Origin of the sequence: Tissierella creatinophila DSM 6911 (assembly GCF_001940565.1) — a bacterium.
GTDB lineage: Bacteria > Bacillota > Clostridia > Tissierellales > Tissierellaceae > Tissierella_A > Tissierella_A creatinophila.
Map to the genome: position 1 here is coordinate 55,433 of NZ_LTDM01000066.1, position 24,636 is coordinate 80,068.

Below are 24,636 nucleotides of genomic sequence, written 5' to 3' on the forward strand. Positions count from 1 at the left end.
AAAAATGTCAAAAAAATATGTTTAAAATATGTTTTTGTTGTGTGATTTTCTACTTTTAAATAAATCCATTTTTTAAAAATAAATTCTTTTATAACTATAAATTTCTATAAAAGTTATAGTTTCTGTTTGAATAAGCAATAATAAGTATATATATATAATAACTGTGATAATGGTTATCGATTACAAATATTGATAAACTTAATATATAAGAAATATAAGGAGGTAGGATTAATGGAGTTTCAAGATTATAATCCATTAGAAGGAAAGATGTATGAAGTCATGAATAAAGATGGAAAGCTTACTAAAAAAGAAGATCTTCCAGATTTAAAGAAAGATGAATTACTTTATCTATATAAAACTATGCTCTACACAAGAGTAATAGATGAAAAGGCAATATCATATCAAAGGCAAGGTAGAATGCTTACCTATGCACCTAATACAGGACAAGAAGCAACTCAAGTAGGGAGTGCTTATGCCATGGAAAAGGGAGACTATCTAGTGCCTTCATTTAGAGAACTTGGAGCGTGGCTTGTAAGGGGTGTACCACTTAAAAACATCTATCTATATTGGTATGGAAATGAGTGGGGAAGCCATATGCCAGAGGGAGTAAATGTACTTCCAATTTCTATACCAATAGCATCACAATTTTCTCACGCAGCAGGTATAGGAATGGCAAATAATATTAAAGGTGAAAATAATGTAGCAGTAGCATATGTAGGAGATGGCGGTACTAGTCATGGAGATTTTCATGAGGGTTTAAACTTTGCAGCTGTCTTTAATGCACCAGTTGTCTTTATTATTCAAAACAACCAATTTGCTATATCCGTTCCAAGAAAAAAACAAACTAAAAGTCAGACACTAGCTCAAAAAGCAATTGCATATGGTATGGAAGGAATTCAAGTTGATGGAAATGATATATTTGCAATGTATAATGTTACGAAAAAAGCGATTGATAAGGCAAGAAATGGTGGTGGACCAACCCTTATAGAAGCATATACCTATAGACTTGGGGCACATACAACATCAGATGATCCTAGTAAATATAGAACTGATGAGGAAGTAGAACCTTGGAAAGAAAAAGATCCACTATTAAGATTTGAAAAGTATTTAAGAGAAGAAAATCTCATAGACGATAAATGGGTAAAAGAAACTAAAGAAGAATTAGAAAAAGATGTAGTGGCAACTTTTGAATCAATTGAAAACAAATCAGATACAGAAGTTGAAGATATATTTAAATATCATTTTGAGACTATGCCTCCACAACTCGAAGAACAAATGAATGATTATCTAGAATTTCTAGAAGGAGGTAAGTAAAATGGCAAATAAATTAAACTTAATAGGAGCTGTAACTCAGGCTTTGGAAAATGAATTAGCAGAAGATAAAACAGTGGTAGTGTATGGAGAAGATGTTGGAGTTGAAGGTGGAGTATTTAGAGCGACAGCAGGCTTGCAAGAAAAGTTTGGAGAAAAGAGGGTATTTGACTCTCCACTAGCTGAATCAGGGATAGTAGGTACTGCAATAGGGATGGCTATAAATGGCTTAAAACCAGTAGTTGAGCTTCAGTTTATGGGCTTTTCTTATCCTGCTTTTAATCAAATAGTAACCCATGTAGCTAGAATGAGAAATAGATCTCGTGGTAGATACCATCTTCCTATGGTGATAAGAGCGCCTTATGGTGGAGGAATAAGAGCACTAGAACATCACTCAGAAAGTACAGAAGCTATGTATGCACAGATTCCAGGTTTAAAGGTAGTCATTCCCTCTACTCCATATGATGCAAAAGGACTTCTAATAGCAGCTATAAGAGATCCTGACCCCGTATTATTCCTAGAACCAAAGAGAATTTATAGAGCATTTAGACAGGATGTACCTGAGGAATCCTATGAACTTCCAATAGGAAAAGCTAAGATAGTAAAAGAAGGAGAAGATGTCACTATAGTAGCTTGGGGGGCAATGGTTCGTGATACACAAGCAGCGATAGATATGGTAAAAGAAAAGGGAATAGATCCTGAACTAATAGATTTAAGAACTATTTCACCAATAGATAGAGAAACTATAGTAGAATCTGTCAAAAAGACAGGTAGAATAATAATAGTTCACGAAGCTCCAAAGACATTGGGACTTGGTGCTGAGATTATGGCTATTGTAAATGAAAAAGCTTTTCTTTATTTAGAAGCACCTCCAACAAGGGTTACAGGTTTTGATACTACATTCCCTCTGCCAAAAGGGGAAAACCACTATATACCAACTCCAGAGAGAATAGCTCAAACTATTGAAAAAGTAGTAAAGTACTAGATTAAGGAGGAGAAGAGATGAGATTTGAATTTAAATTCCCAGACGTTGGAGAGGGTATCCACGAAGGGACTATAGTTAAATGGTTAGTAGAAAAGGGAGAAGAAATCAAAGAAGGAGACTCTCTTATAGAAGTTGAAACAGATAAAGTTACTACAGATATTCCATCACCTAAAAGTGGGAAAGTACTAGAACTTTTAGGTGATGAAGGTGAAATAATTCACGTTGGAAATGTATTTGTAGTTTTAGATATAGAAGGAGAAGCTTCAAGTGAAGATGTAGAAAACCTATCAGCTGCAGGAGGCGGAACGAAAGATTCGTTTGATGAAGCGGACAAAGAAAAGAAATTGGATGAAAAAGAAGAAGTAATAGAAGAAGAAACAGCTGGAGTTGTGGGAGAGGTAGTAGTATCTTCTGAAGAAATACCTCCAAGTGATGAGGGCGTTATAAGTAGGAAATCTACAGAAGAAAAGTTAAGTAAAAAGGCATTAGCAACACCGGTAGCTAGAGCTATGGCAAAAGATTTGGGATTAGATATAAACTCTGTAGAAGGAACTGGACCTGGTGGAAGAGTAATGAAAGAAGATATTCAAAAGGCAAAAGATAGTTCTAAAGAAAAATCACAAGAAAAGATTCAAGAAAAACCAGAAATTAAGAGAGAAGCTAAGCCTTTACAACTTGATGAGGCAAGTGAAGGGGAAGGACTTTATGAAAGAGTTCCTTTAACTCGTATAAGAAAAACTATAGCTCAAAAGATGTCAGAATCAAAATTTACCATACCTCATACAACAGTTATGGATGAAATAAATGTTACAGAACTTGATAAGTTTAGAAAAAAATATAAAGATATACTAAGAGAAGAAGGTGTAAACTTAACTTATCTTCCATTTATAATAAAGGCAAGCATAACAGCTATAAAAGAACTTAGAGAATTCAATTCATCCCTAGATGAAGTAAATGAAGAGATGGTCTATAAAAACTTTTATAATATAGGAATAGCAACAGATACCCAAAGAGGACTTATGGTTCCTGTAATCCGTGATGCGGATAAAAAGAGCATAGTAGAAATAGCAAAAGAAATTGTAGATCTAAGTACCAGGGCTAAGGACAATAAATTAGAATTAAGTGAACTACAAGGCGGGACATTTACAATCACAAACTATGGATCTATCGGAGGACACTTTGGCATTCCTATAATAAATCATCCAGAATCAGCGATACTAGGTCTTGGAAGAATAATTAAAAAACCTATAGTAGATGAAAATGACAATATCGTTGTAGGAAAAATGCTTCCAATATCATTATCATATGATCACAGAATAATAGATGGTGCCAGTGGTTCAAGATTTGTAAATATATTAAAAGAACTGTTAATAGATCCTGATATGCTATTTCTAAAATCGTAAAAGGAGCTTTTAAAAATGAATAATTATGATGTAATAATAATAGGAGGCGGCCCAGGAGGGTACGTCTCTGCTATAAAAGCAGCACAACTTGGGTCTAAAGTAGCAGTAGTAGAAGATGGAAATCTTGGGGGAGTATGTCTAAATTGGGGATGTATCCCCACTAAGACAATGCTTACAACTGCTAAACTTTATAAAGATATACTTGGAGCAAAAGAATTTGGTATAGAAGGTATAGATGGAGATAAAGTAGATGTTGATTGGAACAAACTTTTAGATAGAAAAGAAAAAATTGTAGATAAACTTATAAACGGTATAAGAATGCTTTTTAAGAAAAATAAAGTAGAACTTATAGAAGGTTTTGGAACTGTTAAAGATAAAGAAACCATAGAGGTAAATGGCAAGATTTATAAGACTAAAAATCTTATAATAGCTACAGGGGCCAAAGAAGTCTATCCTGAAATAGAAGGTCTTAAACAAATGGAAGAAAAAGAAAAGATAATTTATAGCAAACTTGCATTTGATTTAAAAGAAATACCTGAAAGTATTGTTATAATAGCTGGAAATCAATATAGTGTAGAATTTGCCAACTTATTTAATTTGCTTGGCTCAAATGTAGTATTAATTCATCAAGAAGATAGAATACTTCCCTATGTAGAAAAAGAAATGGCGAAGACACTAGAGCGACAACTTAAAAAAGAGGGAGTAAAGTTTGTATCAGATGCCACTTTTAAATCAATAAATGAAGACGGAATAGTTATAGAACAAAAAGGTAAAGAAAAGACATTTAAGGCTGATAAATATCTTATATCTTGGGATATTAAACCAAATATCAAAGGATTAGAAGCGTTAAATTTAAAGAAGGGTAAAAATGGCTTTATAGAAACAGATGAAACCATGAAAACAAATATAGATGGAGTCTATGCGATAGGAGATGTAAATGGTAAATATCCACTAGCACATGTAGCTTCTGCTGAAGGCATAGTAGCAGCAGAAAATATAAATGGGAAAAAGAGTAAGATGGATTATACCAAAGTACCACTATTAATTTATACAAGTCCTGAGCTTGCAAGTGTAGGACTTACGGAAGAAGCTGCAAAGGAAAAGGGACTAGATATTACAGTGAGTAAATTCCCACTAGCTGCAAATGGAAAGGCAATGAGTGAAGGAGATACAGTAGGTTTTATAAAGGTTATCTCAGAGAATAAATATGGAGAGATAGTAGGAACTCATATCATGTCAAACAATGCAGACAATATGATCTCAAGTGCAGTTTCCATAATGCAGCTTGAAGGGACAGTTTATGATATGGCAAAGACAATCTTGCCCCACCCTACAACTTCAGAAGTCTTTATGGAAGCAGCCTTTGGAGCAATAGATAAACCAATTCATATGTAGAAAATAAAAACGACTTATACGATCAATCGTATAAGTCGTTTTTTAACTATAATATTTATCTAAGAACTCTTCATAAGTAGCAGAAAGGTCTCTAAACTTATCTCCATCTATTTCTATTATTCTATTTGCTATAGTGTTTATAAACTCATGGTCGTGAGAGGTAAACAAGATATTACTTTTATAATCTTTAAGACCGTTATTTACCGCAGTTATACTCTCAAGGTCTAAGTGGTTTGTAGGTTGATCTAGTATAAGAGTATTTGCACTTTTAAGCATCATGCGAGATAACATACATCTTACTTTTTCCCCACCAGATAAAACTTTAACTTTCTTTAGTGTTTCTTCTCCAGAAAACAGCATTCTACCTAGGAATCCCCTTAAATATATTTCAGATTGTTCTTCTGAAAATTGTCTTAACCAATCTATAAGGTTTAAATCAACATCATTAAACAGAGAAGAGTTGTCCTTTGGGAAATAAGAATTTGTAATAGTTTGGCCCCATTTAAATTCACCACTATCTGCAGTATCTTCTCCATAAAGAATATCAAATAGAGCAGATATAGCTATTTCATCACCTATAAAAGCTATCTTATCTCCTTTATTTACTCTAAAGGTAATATTATCTAATACTTTTACTCCATCTATTGACTTGGAAAGTCCTTCAACAGTAAGTATCTCGTTTCCTACTTCTCTTTCCATATTAAAACCTACAAATGGATATCTTCTAGTAGAAGGCTGTATATCATCTAAAGTAATCTTTTCAAGAAGTTTTTTCCTACTAGTAGCTTGTTTAGATTTAGAAGCATTAGCAGAGAATCTTGCTATAAAGGCTTGTAAATCTTTTACTTTTTCTTCCTTTTTCTTGTTTTGATCTTTCATAAGTTGAAGAGCCAGTTGACTTGACTCATACCAGAAGTCATAGTTTCCTGAAAACATCTTTATCTTACCAAAGTCAATATCTACCATATGAGTACATACTTCATTTAGGAAATATCTATCGTGGGATACAACTATCACAGTACCATTAAAGTCACCTAAAAAGTTTTGTAACCATCTTATACTTTTTACATCTAAGTGGTTAGTAGGCTCGTCAAGTATAAGGATTTCGGGCTTTCCAAAAAGAGCCTGAGCTAAAAGTACTTTGATCTTTTCATTTCCAGTAAGTTCTTTCATATACTTATCATGAAGAGATACTGGTATTCCAAGACCTTGAAGAAGAGAAGATGCTTCAGATTCTGCACTCCAACCATCCATCTCAGCAAATTCAGCTTCAAGTTCAGATGCTTTTATACCATCTTCATCTGAAAAGTCTTCTTTAGCATATATTGCATCTTTTTCAAGCATTATTTCAAATAATCTTTTATTCCCCATTATAACTGTTTCTAAAACCTTTACTTCATCAAATTCAAAGTGGTCCTGCTTAAGTACACTCATACGTGCATCTTTAGGTATTGAAACATCACCTGTATTTGCTTCTATTTCTCCTGAGAGTATCTTTAGAAATGTACTCTTTCCAGCACCATTTGCACCTATTACCCCATAACAGTTTCCTGGAGTAAATATTAAATTAACATCCTCAAAAAGCTTTTGAGAACCATATCTTAGACTTAAATTGTTTACACTAATCAAAGCAAAAACTCCTTTTCTATTATATAATCAAGATATTATATCATAGAGAAGAGCCTAATGATAGGATAATTAATAAAAATATTTAACTAATTAAAATACATTTTATTGGGAGTTTCTCTCCGTCATATTTTGAAATACTTTAGAAAATACAGTTATAAAGAGTATTGCTAAAACTACTCCAGATATAAGCTCTGAAATAGGAAATGCATACCATATATAATCTAGTCCACCTACTTTACCTAGCACATATGCTGCTGGAAGTAGGATTATTATTTGCCTTAAGAATGATATTATGAGGCTTATAAAGCCCCTACCTACTGCTTGAAAAGTAGTAGATGCTACTATTGCAATACCTATTATAGGAAAAGCTAAACTTATAGTCTTTAAGGCATGTACTCCAAGCTTTATAAGCTTTGGATCATCATTAAATAGTGAAACTAGAGTTACTGGTATAAACTGGAACAATAGGAAACCAAAGGTCGTTATGACAAAAGCAGTTAGAAGTCCATACTTTATAGCTTCCTTCATCCTATCAGGTTTATTAAAACCATAATTATATCCTACAATAGGCATATATCCTTGGTTTAGTCCAAATATAGGCATAAATACAAAGCTTTGCAACTTAAAATAGATGCCTATTACTGCTATTGCATCATTATTATATGATCCTACTATTAAATTTAAGCCTGCCACCATAAAGGAACCTAGAAACTGCATTATCATTGCAGGAAGTCCAACTTTATAGATGTCTTTTATAATTTTAAAATTAAACTTGAATTCTTTTCTATCTACTTTAATATCTTTATCATTGTTAAGTACCATATATATTATATATATACCACTTACAAATCTACTAAAGAGTGTAGCATAAGCAGCTCCTGCTGCTCCAAGTTCTGGGAATGGTCCTTTTCCAAAGATTAAAAATGGGTCTAGTACTATATTTATAATTGCTCCTATAAGCATGGCAACCATTGGTACAAGAGTGTTTCCTTCACCCCTTAATATATCACTTGAAAGTATAGGAACAAATAAAAAAGTCGATCCTATAAACATAATTCTTACATAGTCTGTAGCCATCTGTATAAGAGCCTGATCATCTGTAAACAAGCTAATTAAATCCCTAGAAAAGAATATACCTATTATAGCGACTATTATTCCATAAAGAACTGATAATAAAAGTACGTGTTCTGCAACCCTAGATGCTTTTTCTGTTTTTCTTTTTCCAAGTAGTCTTGATATAAGCGAGCTACCACCTACCCCTGTACCTACAGCTATAGATATCAAAAACATCTCTAAAGGAAATGCAAGAGACAAAGCGGAGAGACCATTTACACTATATCTACCTACATAAATGCTATCTACTATATTATAGAGTGCTTGTATAGTCATAGAAAATATAGATGGAATGGATAACTTAATAAGAAGAGGCAAGATTGGTTCTGTGCCTAGTCTATTTTCATTTGTTTGATCTTTCAATTTATCACTCCTAGTATTGTTAAAATCTTCCTAGATAAAAAATATCCTTATAATAATTATACACCAAATGTGGATAATTAAGCAGAATTAATATTTATCATAGAGAATATTACAATTATAAGATAGATTGTAAAAGATAAAAATTGTAATTTAAAATAAAAAATATTTTTATTTTCATTTTTTATCTATATTCTCCATTTTAAATATCACATAGATATAATTTTAATGGAGAAATTAATAAAGATAGAAAAAGTAAAAAAGCTTTAAAGGAGGACTAGATGAAAAAATTAGACAAAGAAGACTATCAAAGATTGGTAGATGCAGAAAGTGAAATGTGCATATCAATTTATTTCCCAACATTTAGAACTGGAGCAGATATAAAACAAAATCCAATTAGATTTAAACAAAGAATACGAGAAGCTGAAGATAAATTATATAATATGGAACTTACAAAAGATGAAGTAGAAGCTATATTAAAACCAGCTAGTAATCTTGTGGATGAAACAAAGTTTTGGCAAAATCAAGATGATTCTCTAGCTGTCTTTATAGCGGATAAGGAAATTGAATATTTTCAACTTCCTTTTGAAGTAAAAGAAAAGACAGTATTAGGGAAAAAATTTTACACCAAACCCTTACTACCACTGATTAGTTGTGACGAAGAATACTTTATACTTGCAATAAGTCAAAACGAAAATAGGCTTTTTAAGGCTTCAAAGCAACATATAGAAGAAGTTGAAATGAAAAACGCTCCAGAGAGTGTGGAGTCTATGAAACAAGATGATGATCCAAGATCACAACTCCCAATTAGAACTTCAAACCCAGAAGGCGGAAACTCTTTAGTGTATAATATGACGACACAAGGTCAAGCAAATGAAAATGATTTTAATAGAAATGAAATGACTAGATATTTTAGAGCAATAGATGTATGTTTAGAAAAATATAAAAAGAAAAACACACCACTTATACTTGCAGGTGTAGAATATTTAATCCCTATATTTAGAGAGAAAAGTAAATATCCAAATATATTAGATGAATATATAAGAGGAAACCCAGAGATCCTAGATGCTAAAGATTTACACAAAGAATCTTGGAAGATTATAGAAGAAAAGTTTGCAAAGATACAACAATTAGCAGAAGAAAAATATTTACAATATAAAGGTCAAAAAAATGGTCTTGCTTCAAACTCTATAAGTAAAATACTCCCAGAAGCGTATAAAGGACAAATAGAAACTTTATTTATATCAGAGGATCTTGAAAAGTGGGGTAAATTTATACCTGATAAAGATAAGGTGCAGATATATAATGATGAAAAATTTGATGCAGAAGATTTAGTTGGGGTTGCGATAGATCTAACTCAGTCAAGAGGAGGAACAGTTTATAGCCTGCCACAAGAAGAAATACCAGATAATGAGGAGATAGTAGCAGTGTTAAGATATTAAAGTTTAGTAGAGAAGGAGTGTCTTTAGTGACACTCTTTTTTTAAGTAGTTTGTATAGTATAAAAATAATAACTAAAATTGTTGAAAGTTTCCATTGTTTGTTATAATTATATTTTAATTGAAAAAGCTATTGTTTTGGGTATAATGATACTATAACATATTAAAATATAAATAAACGTGAGGTGAAATATGACAAAGTTTAGGATGATAGCTGATGATTTAACAGGAGCAAATGCTAATTGTGCGTTGATGAAAAAAATTGGATTAGATGCTGCAACTATTTTTAATTTAGATAGAGACCTTCCTCAGGAATACAATGCAATAGCATTTACCACTAACTCTAGAGCTATAGAGCCACAAGAGGCTTATATAAAGGTGAAAGAAGCTTTAGACAAGCTAAAGTCAAACGAAGTAGAGCTTTATTCTAAAAGAATTGATTCCACTTTAAGGGGGAATATTGGTGTAGAGTTAAATTCATTCTTTGATTCTCTAGGTGAGGACTATATGGGTATAGCAGTTCCATCTTATCCTGCAACTAATAGAGTAGTTGTCAATGGGATAATGTTTGTAAATGGAGAATTGTTATTAAATAGTGATGCAGGAAAAGATACAAAAACACCAGTATCTACTTCAAATGTGATAGATATTTTCAGAAAAGGTCTAAAATATAACTCTGATATGATCTGTATTGAAGATATAGAAAAAGGTGTAGATTATCTATCAGAACTTATTAAGACAAAGAAAAAAGAAGGTGTAAGACTTTTAGTCTTTGATGGTTTAGCAGATAAACATTTAGAAACTATTGCATTAGCTGTTTTAGCATCTGGTGTAAAATTTTTTGCATCAGATCCAGGACCATTTACCTTAGAAGTAGCAAATCAAATGTTAGAAAGAGATGAAGTATTAAATAAAGTTTTGATGGTTGTAGGAAGTGTTACAGATACATCTATTAAACAAATAAAAGAACTTTTAAACTCTTATGACTTTAGCATAGTAAGAGTAGATGCTAAATTTTTAGCACAAAAAAGTAAAAGAGATGAAGAAATAAAAAGAGCCACTAAAGAAGCTTTAAAAAAACTTGAAGAAAATGATTATTTATTGATTACAACTACCCCTTATAAAGAAGGAGAAAAACGTCTGGACTTAATGAAGATTTCCAAAGAGGAAGATATGGACATGGATGATATATCTATAAGAATAGCAGATGGATTGGCAGAGATTTCAAAAAATACTATTTTAAGTGAATTTTCTTTTGCAGGTACATTTATTAGTGGTGGAGATATAACTGTGGCATTTTCCCGTTATATGGAATCTCAAGGTATAGAAATTAGAGAAGAGGTTATACCTCTAAGTGCGTATGGTAGAATGATAGGTGGGTTACTACCAGACCATAGGATAATAAGTAAAGGTGGAATGGTTGGAGACAGAGATGCTATGAAAATCTGTTTTGAAAAACTTAAGAAAGAATAGGAGAGATAAAATGAAAAATAAACCAATTATTGCAGTACCATTAGGAGATCCAGCAGGTATAGGACCAGAAATAGCTATGCATACCTGGGCAGATAAAAGTGTTTGGGAAGTATCAAGACCATTTTTAATAGGAGATAGATATGTTGTAGAAAGAGCATTAGAAGTTACTGGACTTCCACTTGAAATAAATGTAGTTAAAGATGTTGAAGATGCAAAGTTTCAAGAAGGAACTATAGATATGATAGATTTAGGAATCATTACAAAGCCTTACGAGTGGGGAAAGGTAAATGGGGATTGTGGAAGGGCATCTTATGAATATATTAAAGTTTCTGGAGAATTAGCAATGGATAATAAGGTAGATGCTGTAGCAACTACTCCAATAAATAAAGAATCTCTAAAAGCAGGAGGGGTTCCATTTATCGGACATACTGAAATGTTTGAAAAAATTTCAGGAGTTCATGACCCACTTACTATGTTTGAAGTAGAAAAATTAAGAGTGTTTTTCTTATCTAGACATGTATCTTTAAAAAAGGCAATTGAACTTGTTAAATACGATAGAGTCCTAGATTATATAGAAAGATCTTTTGAAGCTTTAGAAAGACTTGGAATTAAAGGACAGATGGCAGTTGCAGGATTAAATCCTCACTCTGGAGAAAATGGATTATTTGGCTCAGAAGAGGTAGATGAAATTATACCTGCTATTAAGGAAGCACAAAAAAGAGGATATGATGTAATAGGACCAATTGGAGCAGACTCAATATTTTCAATAGGGCTTAGGGGAAGGTATGCATGTGTTTTAAGTCTATACCATGACCAAGGACATATCGCTACAAAGACTTATGACTTTGAAAGAACAATTTCATTAACTAACTCAATGCCATTTTTAAGAACAAGTGTTGATCATGGAACAGCATATACACGTGCAGGAAAAAATACAGCATCAGCTGTAAGTATGATAGAAGCTGTAAAATTAGCTGCAAAATATGCACCTAATTTTAATAAATAAAATTAACTTAGGAGGAGCTTTATGGGAGATGTGGCTATATCAGGTAATCAGATGATTATAGGTATGATTGTTGGAATTGTACTTCTAGTTTATCTGATTTTAAAGACAAAGTTTCATACATTTTTGGCCCTTATAATCGCAGCTATAGTGGTAGGACTAGTTGGGGGAATGCCTGTAGAAGATGTTATTGCCGCAATAACATCGGGGTTTGGCTCAACTTTAGGTAGTATAGGTATCATTATCGGATTTGGCGTAATGATGGGGGAAATCTTTGAAAAAAGTGGAGCAGCAAAAAGAATGGCCTATACGTTCTTAAGACTTTTTGGAAAAGATAAAGAAGAGTCAGCTCTTGCAGTAACGGGATTTTTAGTATCTATTCCGATATTTTGTGACTCAGGATTTATAATTCTTGCACCACTTGCTAGAGCACTTTCGCAACAAACTAAAAAATCAATAGTAACACTAGGAATCGCTTTAGCATCAGGCTTAGTAATAACTCATACAATGGTGCCGCCAACACCAGGACCTGTTGGAGCAGCAGGAATTTATGGAGCAAATGTTGGTTCAGTAATTCTTTGGGGAATTGTTATTGCAATTCCAATGCTTTTAGCAGTAATGCCTTATGCAAAAAAACTAGGAAAAGAAATTTATCAAATACCAGAAGAAGATGGTGATGGTTGGATAAGACCAGATAGTGTTCAAATACCCAAAGATTTTGAATCAAGTTTTAATGAAGCGGATTTACCTGGAACATTTACATCTTTTGCACCTATAATGGTTCCAATAATATTAATATTGTTAAACACAGTTGGGGCAGTATTAAAATTTGGTGGCATATTTGGGAAAGTTGTAACATTTTTAGGTACACCATTAGTCGCCGTAGCTATTGGACTTATCATTGCAATCCTTACTTTGACAAAAGGCATCTCCAGAGAAGAAACATTAAAAACAATGGAAAAAGGAATATCATCTGCAGGTATAGTAATCCTTGTTACTGGTGGAGGGGGAGCACTTGGATCAGTCCTTAGAACTAGTGGAGTAGGAGAATATATAGCAGGATATATAGCGGGTTCAAAGATTCCGTTACTATTTTTACCATTTTTAATATCAACACTTATAAGATTTATCCAGGGATCTGGAACAGTTGCAATGCTTACATCTGCATCAATGACTGCACCAATAATGTCATCCTTGTCAGTAGATCCAGTATTTGCAACACTTTCAGCTTGTATAGGATCATTGTTTTTTAGCTACTTCTCAGACTCGTTTTTCTGGGTAGTAAATAGAACAATAGGAATAACAAATCCTAAAGAACAAATGAGAATTTGGTCTATACCAACTACTATAGCTTGGGCAGTAGGATTTGTATCATTATTGATAATAAATGCCTTTTTTGGATAGACTTAATAATCACATACCTTGCCTAATGTAAGCTAGAGAGGGATAATAAGTAACTAATTTAAATGAGTTCTGTAAACTACAGAACTCATTTTTTATTTAAAATTTTTTTCCCCGTAACATAAGTTACCGATTTAATATGTTTTTACATATATAATAATCTCAATGAGTAATGAAGTCGGTATTTAGGAGGAAAAAAATGAATAAATATTTTGATATAAAAGATAAAGTATATGATATAACAGAAAAATATCCTGAAACTATAGATGTGTTTGTTGAAACAGGCTTTGATCAGCTTAAAAATGATGCTATGAGAAAAATAATGGGTAAAACTGTAAGCGTTGAGATGGCTTGTAGGAGTAAAAAAGTAAATGTAGAATTGTTTGAACAAAAGCTTATAGATATAATAGAACAAACTAGAACTGATGTAGATGGTAAACTATACCATGATAAAGATATACAAAACACAGAAATAACTATAAATGGTATACTGCCTTGTCCAGTAAGGATTCCGCTTCTTGAAGGTTTTGAATCATTTTTAGAAGATAAAGATCTAGGCTCTAATATAAAATATGACTTAAAGGTAGCAAGTGGTGGAGTAGACTGGATAAAAGATAAGATAAAGGGTGCAAAGAAAGAAGACCTTCCAGATTTATTTTTGTCAGCAGGTTTTGACCTTTTCTTTGATAAAGACCTAATGGGTGGATTTAAAGAAAAAGGAATTTTCAAGGATTTAATTGCTAAAAAGCAAATGAATAAAGATTTTCAAAATGAAGATATAGATTTAAGAGACCCTGATGGAAACTATTCTATTATAGGTGTAGTCTCTGCAGTGTTTTTAGTAAATAAAGAAGAACTAGGAGATAGAGAGTTTCCAAGGACTTGGAAAGATCTTTTTAAAGAGGAATTTGAAGGTGAGGTTTCACTACCAGTAGGAGACTTTGACCTGTTTAATGCAATACTTTTAAATATATATAAAACTTATGGAGAAGACGGATTAAAAAGTCTTGGAAAGAGTTTTATGAAAAATATGCATCCATCAGAGATGGTAAAATCTTATAAAAAGAAAGATAAACCTACTATTACAATAATGCCATACTTCTTTACCAAGATGATAACTGGAAAAGGACCTATGGTTCCAATTTGGCCAGAAGATGGAGCAGTTATAAGCCCTATTTTTTTACTAAGTAAAAAGGAAAAGGAAGAAAAATTAAAGCCATTTGTAGACTTTTTTGCATCTAAAGAGGTAGGAGAGATCCTATCTCACAACGGAAAGTTTCCTTCTACTAATCCAGAAGTAGAAAATGGTTTAGAGGACAACCAAAAATTTATGTGGATAGGATGGGACTTTATAAACAATAACGATATAGGAAGTTTAATAAAGCGATGTGAAGATATTTTCAACAGTAGTATATAGGAGGAAAAAAAGATGAATTTGGTTATATTTTCAGGTCCCCCCTCTTCAGGAAAGACCAGTATAATATTAAAGACAATAGATGCATTAAAATCGAGGGACATATCTGTAGGAGTAGTAAAGTTTGATTGTCTCTATACAGATGATGATGTTCTCTATGAAAAAATGGGAATACCAGTTAAGAAAGGAATTTCTGGTGCACTTTGCCCAGATCACTATTTTGCATCAAATATAGAAGAAGTAGTTCAATGGGGGATAAAAAAGGGACTGGATTTACTCATCACAGAATCAGCAGGACTTTGCAATAGATGTTCACCTTATATAAAAGAAATAATGGGAATCTGTGTTATAGATAATCTTTCAGGAATAAATACCCCTAAAAAGATAGGTCCTATGCTAAAATCTTCAGATATAGTAGTTATAACAAAGGGAGATATAGTTTCCCAAGCTGAAAGAGAAGTATTTGCATCCCGTGTAAACTCGGTAAACCCTAAAGCTATGACTATGCATGTAAATGGGCTAACAGGACAAGGTGCTTTTGAACTCAGTACCCTTCTTTATGAAAAAGAAAAAACAATCGAGACAGTTAAGGGAATGGAGCTAAGATTTCCAATGCCATCTGCTCTTTGCTCATATTGCCTTGGAGAAACTAGGATAGGCGAAGCCTATCAGATGGGAAATGTTAGAAAGATGGATTTAGGTGAAGATGATGAATAATATGAAATTAAAACAATTGATAGAAAAATATCCTTTTATAACAGACTATTTTTCAGGAAACAAGTTAGATATAAATCTAGAGGAAGAAAGAACATTTACAGAATTTCTAGATTCTTTTTCTGAAGAAGAAATAGAAGACTTTGCAATAGATAAAGAATCTTTAACAGAAAATTTAGAGGAATATATACAAAACATGAAAGAGTTTTTAGGAATTAAAGAAGAAAAAGGTGTAGAGAGCCTTACAATCTTGCCAGGATTTGATAAATCAAGAAAAAAAGAAGGTTTTGAAACTCTTACACTTCATAAATCTGAGATTATATCAATAGTAGGTCCTACCGGTTCTGGTAAATCAAGACTTTTAGCTGATATAGAGTGGACAGCTCAAAAGGATACTCCTACTGGTAGAAGTATCTTAGTAGATGGAAAAGTTCCTGATATGAAATGGAGATTTTCTTCAAACAATAAACTAGTAGCACAGCTTTCTCAAAATATGAACTTTGTAATGGATTTAACTGTAAGAGAATTTCTAGAACTTCACGCAGGAAGTAGACTAGTAGAAGATATAGAGGGAGTAACTTCAAGAATTATAAAAGAAGCAAACAAACTAGCTGGAGAAAAGTTTGAGATGGAGACCCCAATTACCTCTCTTAGTGGTGGACAATCTAGAGCTCTTATGATAGCTGATACAGCAATACTAAGCTCATCTCCTATAGTTTTAATAGATGAGATAGAAAACGCAGGAATAGATAGAAGAAAAGCTCTAGACCTTTTAATAGGGGAAGAGAAAATAGTACTAATGGCAACCCATGATCCAACACTAGCTCTTATAGGAGATAGAAGAATAGTAATCAAAAACGGAGGTATAGAAAAAATAATAAAAACCTCAAAAAAAGAAAAAGAACTCCTAAAAGACCTAGAAAAAATGGATGCAATAATTCAATCAATAAGAACAGATTTAAGAGAAGGTCGGGAATTAAGCTTGAAGAAATAAAATTAAAGGTCTTGTAATTAAGCTGGCAAGAATAAATTATAAAAAACGATCCTCCGCTTCCGAACTTTATAATGAGAGTTAATATGATAAGTTCTACAGAGTCGGCTCTTATTTTTATAATTTATTCTTATAGAAGTAAAATTTAATTAAACAAGTAAAGTGCAAGAAATAAATATAAAAATAAGGAACGACTCTGTAGGATTTAACAAATCAACTATTATGGAAAATCCGGAAGCGGAGAGACGTTTTTTATATTTATTTCTTAATACCTAGTTAAACTAAAACTAAAAAATAAAAAGGAGCGATTGATATGCACGCAGGTTGTAATGGAAGTTTTGAAGAAGGGAAAACAGTAGTAGATAAGATAAGGATGATGGGTTTTAACAACAACCCAATGCCGCAGCCCCTTACACTAAAATGTGTAGAATGTGGTAAAGATTTCGAAATGACTCATTTAGAATCAAAGTGTCCACATTGCAATATGGTTTATGGAGTAACCCCTTGTTCTGTTAATTATCCAGATAGAATAAAGGCAGCAGCGATAAATTATTAAAAAATAATCTCAAAATCGTAACATACGTTACCGATGTTTGTTAAGAACTAAGATAAAATGGGTATATAAGATAGAGAAATAAAGAAATTTTAAAACTAAAATATAAAAATAAATTTAGGGGGAAAGCAGATGAATATGTTTTGTTACCAGTGTCAAGAAGCAGCAGGCGGTAAAGGATGCACAAAAGTTGGAGTATGTGGTAAGACAGCAGATGTTTCAAATCTTCAAGATCTTATGATTTACGCTCTTAAAGGTATATCTGTACTTGGACTTAAAGCAGATGAAATAGAATTAGAAACACAAGGAATGGACAGATTTATTATAGAAGGACTGTTTATGACTATTACAAATGCTAACTTTGATAAAGAAAGATTTTTTGAAAAAATAAAAGACGCTTTAAAACTTAGAGACTCACTAAAAGAGGATTTAATAGCAAAAGGAGTAGAACTTGGTGAACTAAAAGATCCAGCTACATTTACTATAAACTCAAATGATGAAATCGTATTTAAAGCTAACAGTCAAGAAGTTGGAGTACTTGCTACAGAAAATGAAGATGTTCGTTCCCTACGTGAGCTTATTACATATGGCTTAAAAGGAATGGCAGCTTATGCAGAGCATGCAGATAATTTAGGATTTGAAGATAAGGAAATAGGAAAATTCATTAGAAAAGCATTAGCAGCAACGCTAGATGATTCTTTAACAGCTGATGAACTAGTAGCATTAACTCTTGAAACAGGAGAATACGGTGTAAAAACTATGGCGCTTTTAGATAAAGCCAATACTAGTTCTTATGGAAACCCTGAGATAACAGAAGTAAATATAGGAGTTAGAAATAATCCTGCAATATTAGTTTCAGGCCATGATTTAAAAGACTTTGAAGAACTTTTAATCCAAACAGAAGGTACAGGAGTAGATGTATATACTCATAGTGAAATGCTACCTGCAAATTACTATCCAGCATTTAAAAAGTTTGATCACTTTGTAGGAAACTACGGAAATGCATGGTGGAATCAAAAAGAAGAATTTGAAAAGTTTAATGGAGCTATTCTATTTACTACAAACTGTATAGTACCACCTCTTGCATCTTATGCAGATAGAGTATATACTACAGGCAGTTCAGGATATCCAGGATTTAAACATATTGCAGATAGAGTAGATGGAGGGGCTAAAGACTTCTCAGAGGTAATAGCACATGCTAAAACTCTTCCAGCACCAACTGAAATAGAAACAGGCAAGATAGTTGGAGGATTTGCACATGCACAAGTATTTGCCCTAGCAGATAAGGTTGTAGATGCAGTTAAAACAGGCGCTATTAAAAAGTTCTTTGTAATGGCAGGTTGTGACGGTAGAATGAAATCTAGAAACTACTACACAGACTTTGCAGCAGCACTTCCAAAAGATACAGTTATCTTAACTGCGGGATGCGCTAAATATAGATACAATAAGTTAAACTTAGGAGATATAGGTGGGATTCCAAGAGTACTTGATGCAGGACAATGCAATGACTCTTATTCACTAGCAGTTATAGCTATGAAACTTAAAGAAATATTTGAACTTAACGATATAAATGAGCTTCCTATAGCTTACAATATAGCTTGGTACGAGCAAAAGGCAGTTATAGTGTTGTTAGCACTTCTTTCACTAGGAGTAAAAAACATCCACTTAGGACCAACACTTCCAGCTTTCCTTTCACCAAATGTAGCAAATGTATTAGTAGAAACATTCGGAATAGCACCAATAGGAACAGTAGAAGAGGATATGAAACTTTTCTTAGAAGCATAATATAATTATTAAACCCATAAATCATAAGATTTATGGGTTTAATTTATAATGATTTACTGATATAATGGATATACATAATAATAGAAGCTTAAATAATTTATTTAAGGAGGGATTTTTATGAGTACTGAAGAATTTCAAAGAATAGTATTAGAAGAACTGAAATCATTAAAAAATGGTCAAGATGAAATGAAACAAGAGCAACAAGAAATGAAACAAGATCAACAAGAAATGAAAAAGGATTTAAAGGCAGTTATAGAGCAAACTGCAAATCTAACAGAATTCAAACAAGAGCAGCAAGAAATGTTAGATAAAATAAATACTTTGGAAATAATAGTATCGCAAAATTGGAACGACATAGCAAAGCTTAAAGCTGCTAGATAAATATCTCTATATAATAATAGAGATATTTTTTATAAAACTTAAAGGGGGCAATTATGAATTTAGAAGTAAAAGATTTATATAAAAGTTTTGGCAAGACTGAAGTTCTTCATGGAATAAATCTTTATGTAGAAAGTGGGAGACCTCTAGGACTTCTTGGAAGAAACGGAGCTGGAAAGACTACAACCATTAGAATAATAATGGATTTATTTTCTGGAAACAGCGGAGAAATCTTATTAGATGGGAAAAAGTTTATTCCAAAGAATCATAAGATAGGCTATCTTCCAGAAGAGAGAGGGCTTTATCCCAAGAAAAAAACATTAGAACAACTAATTTATCTTGGTGAGCTTAGGGGATTTAATAAAAAGGAAGTAAAAGAAGATGCTTTATATTGGTTTAAAAGGCTTGGTATAGAAGAGTATAAAGATAAGAAACTTGAAACCCTTTCTAAAGGAAATCAACAAAAAGTTCAGCTTGCATCAGTATTTTTAGGTCGTCCTGAAATCATTATATTGGATGAACCATTTAGCGGACTAGACCCTATCAATTCACAAATCTTAAAAGACATCATATTTGAAATAATAAATGACAACAGAATACTTATATTTTCAAGTCATCAAATGAATTATGTAGAAGAATTTTGCGAAGAAATAGCCCTTATAGATAAAGGGGATATAGTTTTAAGCGGAGATTTAAATAGGATAAAAGAAGAATATGGTAAAGATAGACTAACTATCAGTATAGTTGATCTTCAATCACGTGACTTAAAAGATATTTTCATAGAGAAATTTAAAGATATAGCACATATAGTTGAAACTAGAAAAGATTATTTAATTATAGAACTTTTAGATGGCAAATCTAAAAAGGACTTACTAGAAAAGATAATAGAACTAGACTTAGATATAGATATGTTTTCAAACTATAAACCTAAACTAAGCGATATCTTTGTAGAAAGAGTAGGTGATAAATAATGAGAGAGTTTTTTGTAGTATTAAAATTTGAATTTCTTAACTTTTTCAAAAATAAAGCATTTATTATATCAACTGCTATCCTTGCGGCTATGATAATAATAGGCCTTTCATTTCCTACTATTAAAAATGCCTTCTTTGGTGTTGAGAAAACAAAAGAGGGAACTGCTATAGAAGAACAAGAAGATTTGGGTACTTTTGGGTATATTGATTCTACTGATGGAAAGATAGATATAAATACTCTAAAACAAAATTTCCCAGCAGGGAAATTAAAAGAATTTACATCAAAAGAAGATTTAGAGAGTGAAGTAAACAAAGGCAATATAGAGGCAGGATTTATATTGGAAGATACTTTAAAGTATAAAAACATAATAAAAAACAATGAAATGATGGGTTCAGGGGAAGGTATGTTTGAAGATGCAATCATAGAAACTTATAGAATAAAAGAATTTGAAAACTTAGGTATAAACTACAATGAAGTACAAGGTTTAATAAGACCAGAAATTCAGTCAGAAACTGTGGTTTTAGGTAAAGATAGTGCCAATAACTTTCTCTACACTAATATATTAGTATTTGGACTCTATTTTGTAATATTGATGTATGGACAGCTCATAGCATCGGGTGTAGCAAGCGAAAAAAGTAATAGAGCTATGGAAGTCTTGGTTACAAGTACAGATTCTAAAAACCTTATATTTGGTAAAGTAATAGCCGGGGCACTAGCTGGATTTGCCCAATTCTTTACAATTATAGCTTTGGGTATGATTACTTATCAGCTCAATAGAGAAGCTTGGGATAATAGTCTAGACTTTTTATTTAAAATACCAGCAGATATACTATTAAACTTTGCATTATTTGGTATACTTGGTTACTTGTTCTATGCATTTATATATGGTGCTCTTGGTGCTCTTGTATCTCGTACAGAAGATATAAGTGCAAGTGCAACACCTATCACCATTATATTTATAGGAGTATTTTTTATAGCAATGACTGGTATGCAAAATACAGAAGGTATCCTTTTAAAGGTTGCATCATTTGTACCATTTAGTTCATTTATGGCAATGTTTGTAAGAGTATCTATGGGAAGTGTAAAACTTTGGGAAGTAATTCTTTCGCTGGGAATTCTCTTTATATCGACCATACTTATAGGAATCTTAGCATCTAAGATCTATAGAATGGGAACACTAAGATATGGTAATCCTGTAAAATTAAAAGATGCTCTAAAGAGTTTAAAAGAAGATTAAATCAAAGGCTACTGCAAAATGCAGTAGTCTTTAATTCAACTATTTAACTTTTCACGGATAATATCTTCAACTTCTTCTTTTTCAGGGTATCTATTTGTTTCTTTTTTAGAAAAGATCAATTCATCATTTAAAGTTATTTCATATACTCCCCCATGAGAAGGTACTAGAGTAAGCTCTGAAATCTTATTTTCATGTTCTTTTAATACTGTTCTACTTAGAGCAACTGCTCTAGCTAAATAGGCTCAAGAAGTACAGTATTCAATTCTCAATATATTTTTCATAATTAACTCCTCCTAAGGTTTTTCTAAACATGATATATATACCCATATTGTTTCATAATATATATAATAATTAAAAATAATATATAATGGGTATACAATATTAGACTATTTAAATTGTTTAAAAGTAAAGGGGATGAAGAATTGAAATATAAAGAACAAATAGATATTTTCAAAGATTATTTTAAAAATGGAGAGAAAAAGAGAGAGGATTTCAAACTTGGAGTAGAGTTTGAACACTTTGTAATAGATAAAGATACACTTAAAACCATTTCTTATTATGGTAAATCAGGGGTTGCTGAAACTCTAAAAGATTTAGAAAACTTAGGGTATGAAGCGCTATATGAAGGTGAATATATATTAGGACTTCAAAAGGATAAAAAGCATATAACAACAGAACCAGGCAGTCAACTTGAATTAAGCATTGATGCGAGCTTAAGTATAAAAGAACTTGAAGAAGAATATTTAGATTTTTTACAAGATATTATACCTATATTAAATAAGAAGAATCAAGCTATAATAGCAACAGGTTATCATCCAGAAACTCGTATAGATGAAATAAAACTTCTTCCTAAAAAGAGATATGATTTTATGTATGATTACTTTAAAACTAAAGGAACTCATGCACACAATATGATGAAAGGAACAGCAGCACTCCAAGTAGCCATAGATTATGAATCCCAAGAGGATTATATTAAGAAGTTTAAAATACTAAATGCATTAACTCCAGTTTTTTATGCTATGTTTGAAAATGCATATTATTTTGAAGGGGAAAAGGCTCCTTTTCACAATATGAGATCATTTATATGGGAAAACTGCGATAAAGATAGATCAGGTGTTATGCCTAGTTCACTAGATAGTGATTATAATTATGGAAAATATGCTGAGTATATCTTAGAAGGATGCCCAATATTTATTTATAAAGATGGTAGGGAAGTATCTGCAAAAGGAAAAGATATAAAAGAACTTTTAGATCCATATGATTTTACCAAAGAGGAGATAGAACACTATCTTACAATGTTTTTTCCAGATGTTAGAACAAAAAAATATATAGAGATAAGAATGATGGACTCGGTACCATATCCACTCAACTTTTCTGCTATAGCTCTATTTAAGGGGCTACTATATAATGAAGAAAACTTAGAAAAGCTTTTAGAATTTGTAAAATGCATCACACTTAAAGATGTAGAAGAGGCAAAGCATAGGATGATGGAAGAAGGGTTAAAGGCTGAATTTAATGGTATAACACTCTTAGAAATAGGAAAGTTTTTAGTAGAACTCTCCCACAAAGGATTAGATGGTGAAGAAAAAAGATATCTAGAACCTTTAAAGGAAATGTTAGATAGTGGTAAGAGTCCATATGAGATAACTAAAAGTTTAGAAGGCAAAGGGAAAAAAGAATCTTTAAATTGGTGTATACTAAATAATTTATTGGAGGACAAAAATGAATAGCGATCAAATAAATAAAGAATATATAGATATGATAAAATCCGATGAAAAGCGATATATAAAGGACTATGAGAAGACTATGGAAAAGGTAAAAGGTTCTAAGGCGATATATAAAGGCAGGACAATGCCAACCCTTTATCATCCAATGTTTCTAACCCGCAAAGATGTTAGAGAACTTGAAAAGATAGGAAAATCTATGATGGATATCTCAAATAAACTTACAGATAGATTTATAGAGGATAAAGAGTTTAGAAAGAAATTCCATTTTTCAAAGTTTATAGAAGAACTTATAGAAGTAGAAAATGGATACGATATAAATATACCAATAGCCCGATATGATTTGTTTTTTAAAGATGGAGAGAACTTTAAATTTTGTGAACTAAATACCGATGGTTCTTCTGCTATGAATGAAGACTATATTTTTTCCAATATAATGTTAGAGTCACTGGCATTAGAGGATTTTTCTAAAGATAAGAAGCTCTCCTCTTTTGAACTTTTTAACTCGTGGGTAAGGGAGAGTATAACGATTTACAACAAAACAAAAAATCCAAAAGAAAGACCAAATGTAGCCATAGTAGACTTTAAAGAAAGTGCTACTGATATGGAGTTTTTAGAATTTCAAGAGTCATACAAAGAAGAGGGCTATAACTGTATAATAGCAGATCCAAGGGATTTAAAATATAGGGATGGAGCACTTTACCATGAGGACTATAGAATAGACATTGTATATAGAAGAATGGTTAGCTATGAAATCATAGACAAAAAAGAAGAAATAAAAGAATTTTTAGATGCATATAGAGACAGGGCATTTGTATGTATAGGTTCAATGAGATCCCAAGTAGTCCACAATAAGATATTTTTTAAAATCCTTCATGATCAGGACACTTTAGAATATCTAACACAAGAGGAAAGAGACTTTGTAAAACGACATATCCCATACACTGGAATATTTGGTGGTAGTGAAGAAGTGTTTAAAAAAGTAGTAGAAGGTAGGGAAAAATATATAATGAAACCAATGGATCTAAATGCATCACAAGGAGTTTATGTAGGACGCGACTTTTCAGATGAAGAATGGGAAAAAAGACTAAGAGATTCATTTGACAAAGACTATATCTACCAAGAGTACTTTGATCCATTTGAAAAAGATTTTTTGCTTAAAACTGAGGATGGATTTAAATCAGAGAGTTTTAAAACTACTATAGGACTCTATATCTACAATGAAAAGGTAAAGGGTTTTTATAGTAGAATAGGTCAAGAAAGCATAATCTCAGGAGTTGTAAGATACTTTACGCTTCCTAATATTTTTGTTGAATAATAAATTTTCTTTTTATTGCCTATACTATTTCTCTATAAA

The 24,636-nt window shown here is 32.0% G+C and carries 20 protein-coding genes and 1 pseudogene; 18 read left to right on the top strand and 3 right to left on the bottom strand.

Annotated elements, in window-relative coordinates:
* The first annotated feature begins 231 nt into the window (after positions 1-231).
* Genes pdhA through lpdA form a run of 4 tightly spaced genes read left to right on the top strand, consistent with a single transcriptional unit; the run spans position 232 to position 5,094 of the window.
* The gene (pdhA, locus tag TICRE_RS12635) at positions 232-1,314 is read left to right on the top strand and encodes a pyruvate dehydrogenase (acetyl-transferring) E1 component subunit alpha (protein WP_075728655.1); all 1,083 of its coding nucleotides are present in this window, start codon (positions 232-234) and stop codon (positions 1,312-1,314) included.
* Between the two features lies 1 nt (position 1,315).
* Positions 1,316-2,296 (top strand): alpha-ketoacid dehydrogenase subunit beta, encoded by a 981-nt coding sequence (locus tag TICRE_RS12640; RefSeq protein ID WP_075728657.1) that lies wholly within the window; start codon positions 1,316-1,318, stop codon positions 2,294-2,296.
* Between the two features lie 17 nt (positions 2,297-2,313).
* A complete protein-coding gene (locus TICRE_RS12645) occupies positions 2,314-3,699 on the top strand; it encodes a dihydrolipoamide acetyltransferase family protein (protein WP_075728659.1) in 1,386 nt (461 codons plus the stop codon).
* Positions 3,700-3,714: 15 nt separating this feature from the next.
* Positions 3,715-5,094: a dihydrolipoyl dehydrogenase gene (gene lpdA, locus TICRE_RS12650; protein WP_075728661.1), complete on the top strand. Its 1,380-nt coding sequence runs from the start codon at positions 3,715-3,717 to the stop codon at positions 5,092-5,094.
* 42 nt (positions 5,095-5,136) lie between these two features.
* Here the strand turns inward: lpdA and TICRE_RS12655 are convergent, their stop codons facing one another.
* Together TICRE_RS12655 and TICRE_RS12660 are read right to left on the bottom strand one after the other, a co-directional pair.
* On the bottom strand, positions 5,137-6,723 hold the full coding sequence (locus TICRE_RS12655; RefSeq protein ID WP_075728663.1) for an ABC-F family ATP-binding cassette domain-containing protein: 1,587 nt from the start codon (positions 6,721-6,723) through the stop codon (positions 5,137-5,139).
* 102 nt (positions 6,724-6,825) lie between these two features.
* The gene (locus TICRE_RS12660; RefSeq protein WP_075728665.1) at positions 6,826-8,199 is read right to left on the bottom strand and encodes an MATE family efflux transporter; all 1,374 of its coding nucleotides are present in this window, start codon (positions 8,197-8,199) and stop codon (positions 6,826-6,828) included.
* A gap of 278 nt (positions 8,200-8,477) precedes the next feature.
* Between TICRE_RS12660 and TICRE_RS12665 the strand changes: the two genes are divergently transcribed.
* The 12 genes from TICRE_RS12665 (at position 8,478) to TICRE_RS12720 (ending at position 21,555) form a co-directional block, all read left to right on the top strand.
* Positions 8,478-9,638, top strand: coding sequence for a baeRF6 domain-containing protein (locus tag TICRE_RS12665; RefSeq protein WP_075728667.1), 1,161 nt, complete (start codon positions 8,478-8,480; stop codon positions 9,636-9,638).
* A 188-nt stretch (positions 9,639-9,826) separates the two neighbouring features.
* The gene (locus TICRE_RS12670) at positions 9,827-11,107 is read left to right on the top strand and encodes a four-carbon acid sugar kinase family protein (RefSeq protein WP_075728669.1); all 1,281 of its coding nucleotides are present in this window, start codon (positions 9,827-9,829) and stop codon (positions 11,105-11,107) included.
* A gap of 10 nt (positions 11,108-11,117) precedes the next feature.
* Positions 11,118-12,113: a 4-hydroxythreonine-4-phosphate dehydrogenase PdxA gene (gene pdxA / locus TICRE_RS12675; RefSeq protein WP_075728671.1), complete on the top strand. Its 996-nt coding sequence runs from the start codon at positions 11,118-11,120 to the stop codon at positions 12,111-12,113.
* 21 nt (positions 12,114-12,134) lie between these two features.
* Positions 12,135-13,514 carry a GntP family permease gene (locus TICRE_RS12680; protein WP_075728673.1) on the top strand — a complete coding sequence of 460 codons (1,380 nt, stop codon included), beginning with the start codon at positions 12,135-12,137 and terminating at the stop codon, positions 13,512-13,514.
* 196 nt (positions 13,515-13,710) lie between these two features.
* Entirely contained in the window at positions 13,711-14,928 is a 1,218-nt protein-coding gene (locus TICRE_RS12685; protein WP_075728675.1) for an ABC transporter substrate-binding protein, read from the top strand.
* Between the two features lie 12 nt (positions 14,929-14,940).
* Complete coding sequence (locus TICRE_RS12690; RefSeq protein ID WP_075728677.1) at positions 14,941-15,642, top strand: GTP-binding protein; 702 nt, start codon at positions 14,941-14,943, stop codon at positions 15,640-15,642.
* Positions 15,635-16,633, top strand: a complete 999-nt coding sequence (locus TICRE_RS12695) for an ATP-binding cassette domain-containing protein (protein ID WP_075728679.1) — start codon at positions 15,635-15,637, stop codon at positions 16,631-16,633. Before TICRE_RS12690 ends, TICRE_RS12695 begins: the two co-directional genes overlap by 8 nt.
* Before the next feature lie 310 nt (positions 16,634-16,943).
* The gene (locus tag TICRE_RS13685; RefSeq protein ID WP_075728681.1) at positions 16,944-17,186 is read left to right on the top strand and encodes a hypothetical protein; all 243 of its coding nucleotides are present in this window, start codon (positions 16,944-16,946) and stop codon (positions 17,184-17,186) included.
* 129 nt (positions 17,187-17,315) lie between these two features.
* A complete protein-coding gene (hcp, locus tag TICRE_RS12705) occupies positions 17,316-18,968 on the top strand; it encodes a hydroxylamine reductase (protein WP_075728683.1) in 1,653 nt (550 codons plus the stop codon).
* 117 nt (positions 18,969-19,085) lie between these two features.
* A complete protein-coding gene (locus TICRE_RS12710; RefSeq protein WP_075728685.1) occupies positions 19,086-19,349 on the top strand; it encodes a hypothetical protein in 264 nt (87 codons plus the stop codon).
* A 53-nt stretch (positions 19,350-19,402) separates the two neighbouring features.
* Positions 19,403-20,317 (top strand): ABC transporter ATP-binding protein, encoded by a 915-nt coding sequence (locus TICRE_RS12715; RefSeq protein ID WP_075728687.1) that lies wholly within the window; start codon positions 19,403-19,405, stop codon positions 20,315-20,317.
* Positions 20,317-21,555: an ABC transporter permease gene (locus TICRE_RS12720; protein ID WP_075728689.1), complete on the top strand. Its 1,239-nt coding sequence runs from the start codon at positions 20,317-20,319 to the stop codon at positions 21,553-21,555. The genes TICRE_RS12715 and TICRE_RS12720 overlap by 1 nt, the downstream gene beginning before the upstream one ends.
* A gap of 35 nt (positions 21,556-21,590) precedes the next feature.
* Here TICRE_RS12720 and TICRE_RS13820 read toward each other — a convergent pair.
* A pseudogene (locus TICRE_RS13820) lies at positions 21,591-21,782 on the bottom strand (SelT/SelW/SelH family protein); the annotation flags it as partial.
* Between the two features lie 195 nt (positions 21,783-21,977).
* Here TICRE_RS13820 and TICRE_RS12730 point away from each other — a divergent pair.
* A complete protein-coding gene (locus TICRE_RS12730) occupies positions 21,978-23,285 on the top strand; it encodes a glutamate--cysteine ligase (protein ID WP_075728691.1) in 1,308 nt (435 codons plus the stop codon).
* Positions 23,278-24,597 carry a glutathionylspermidine synthase family protein gene (locus tag TICRE_RS12735; protein WP_075728693.1) on the top strand — a complete coding sequence of 440 codons (1,320 nt, stop codon included), beginning with the start codon at positions 23,278-23,280 and terminating at the stop codon, positions 24,595-24,597. The genes TICRE_RS12730 and TICRE_RS12735 overlap by 8 nt, the downstream gene beginning before the upstream one ends.
* The last annotated feature ends 39 nt before the right edge of the window (positions 24,598-24,636 follow it).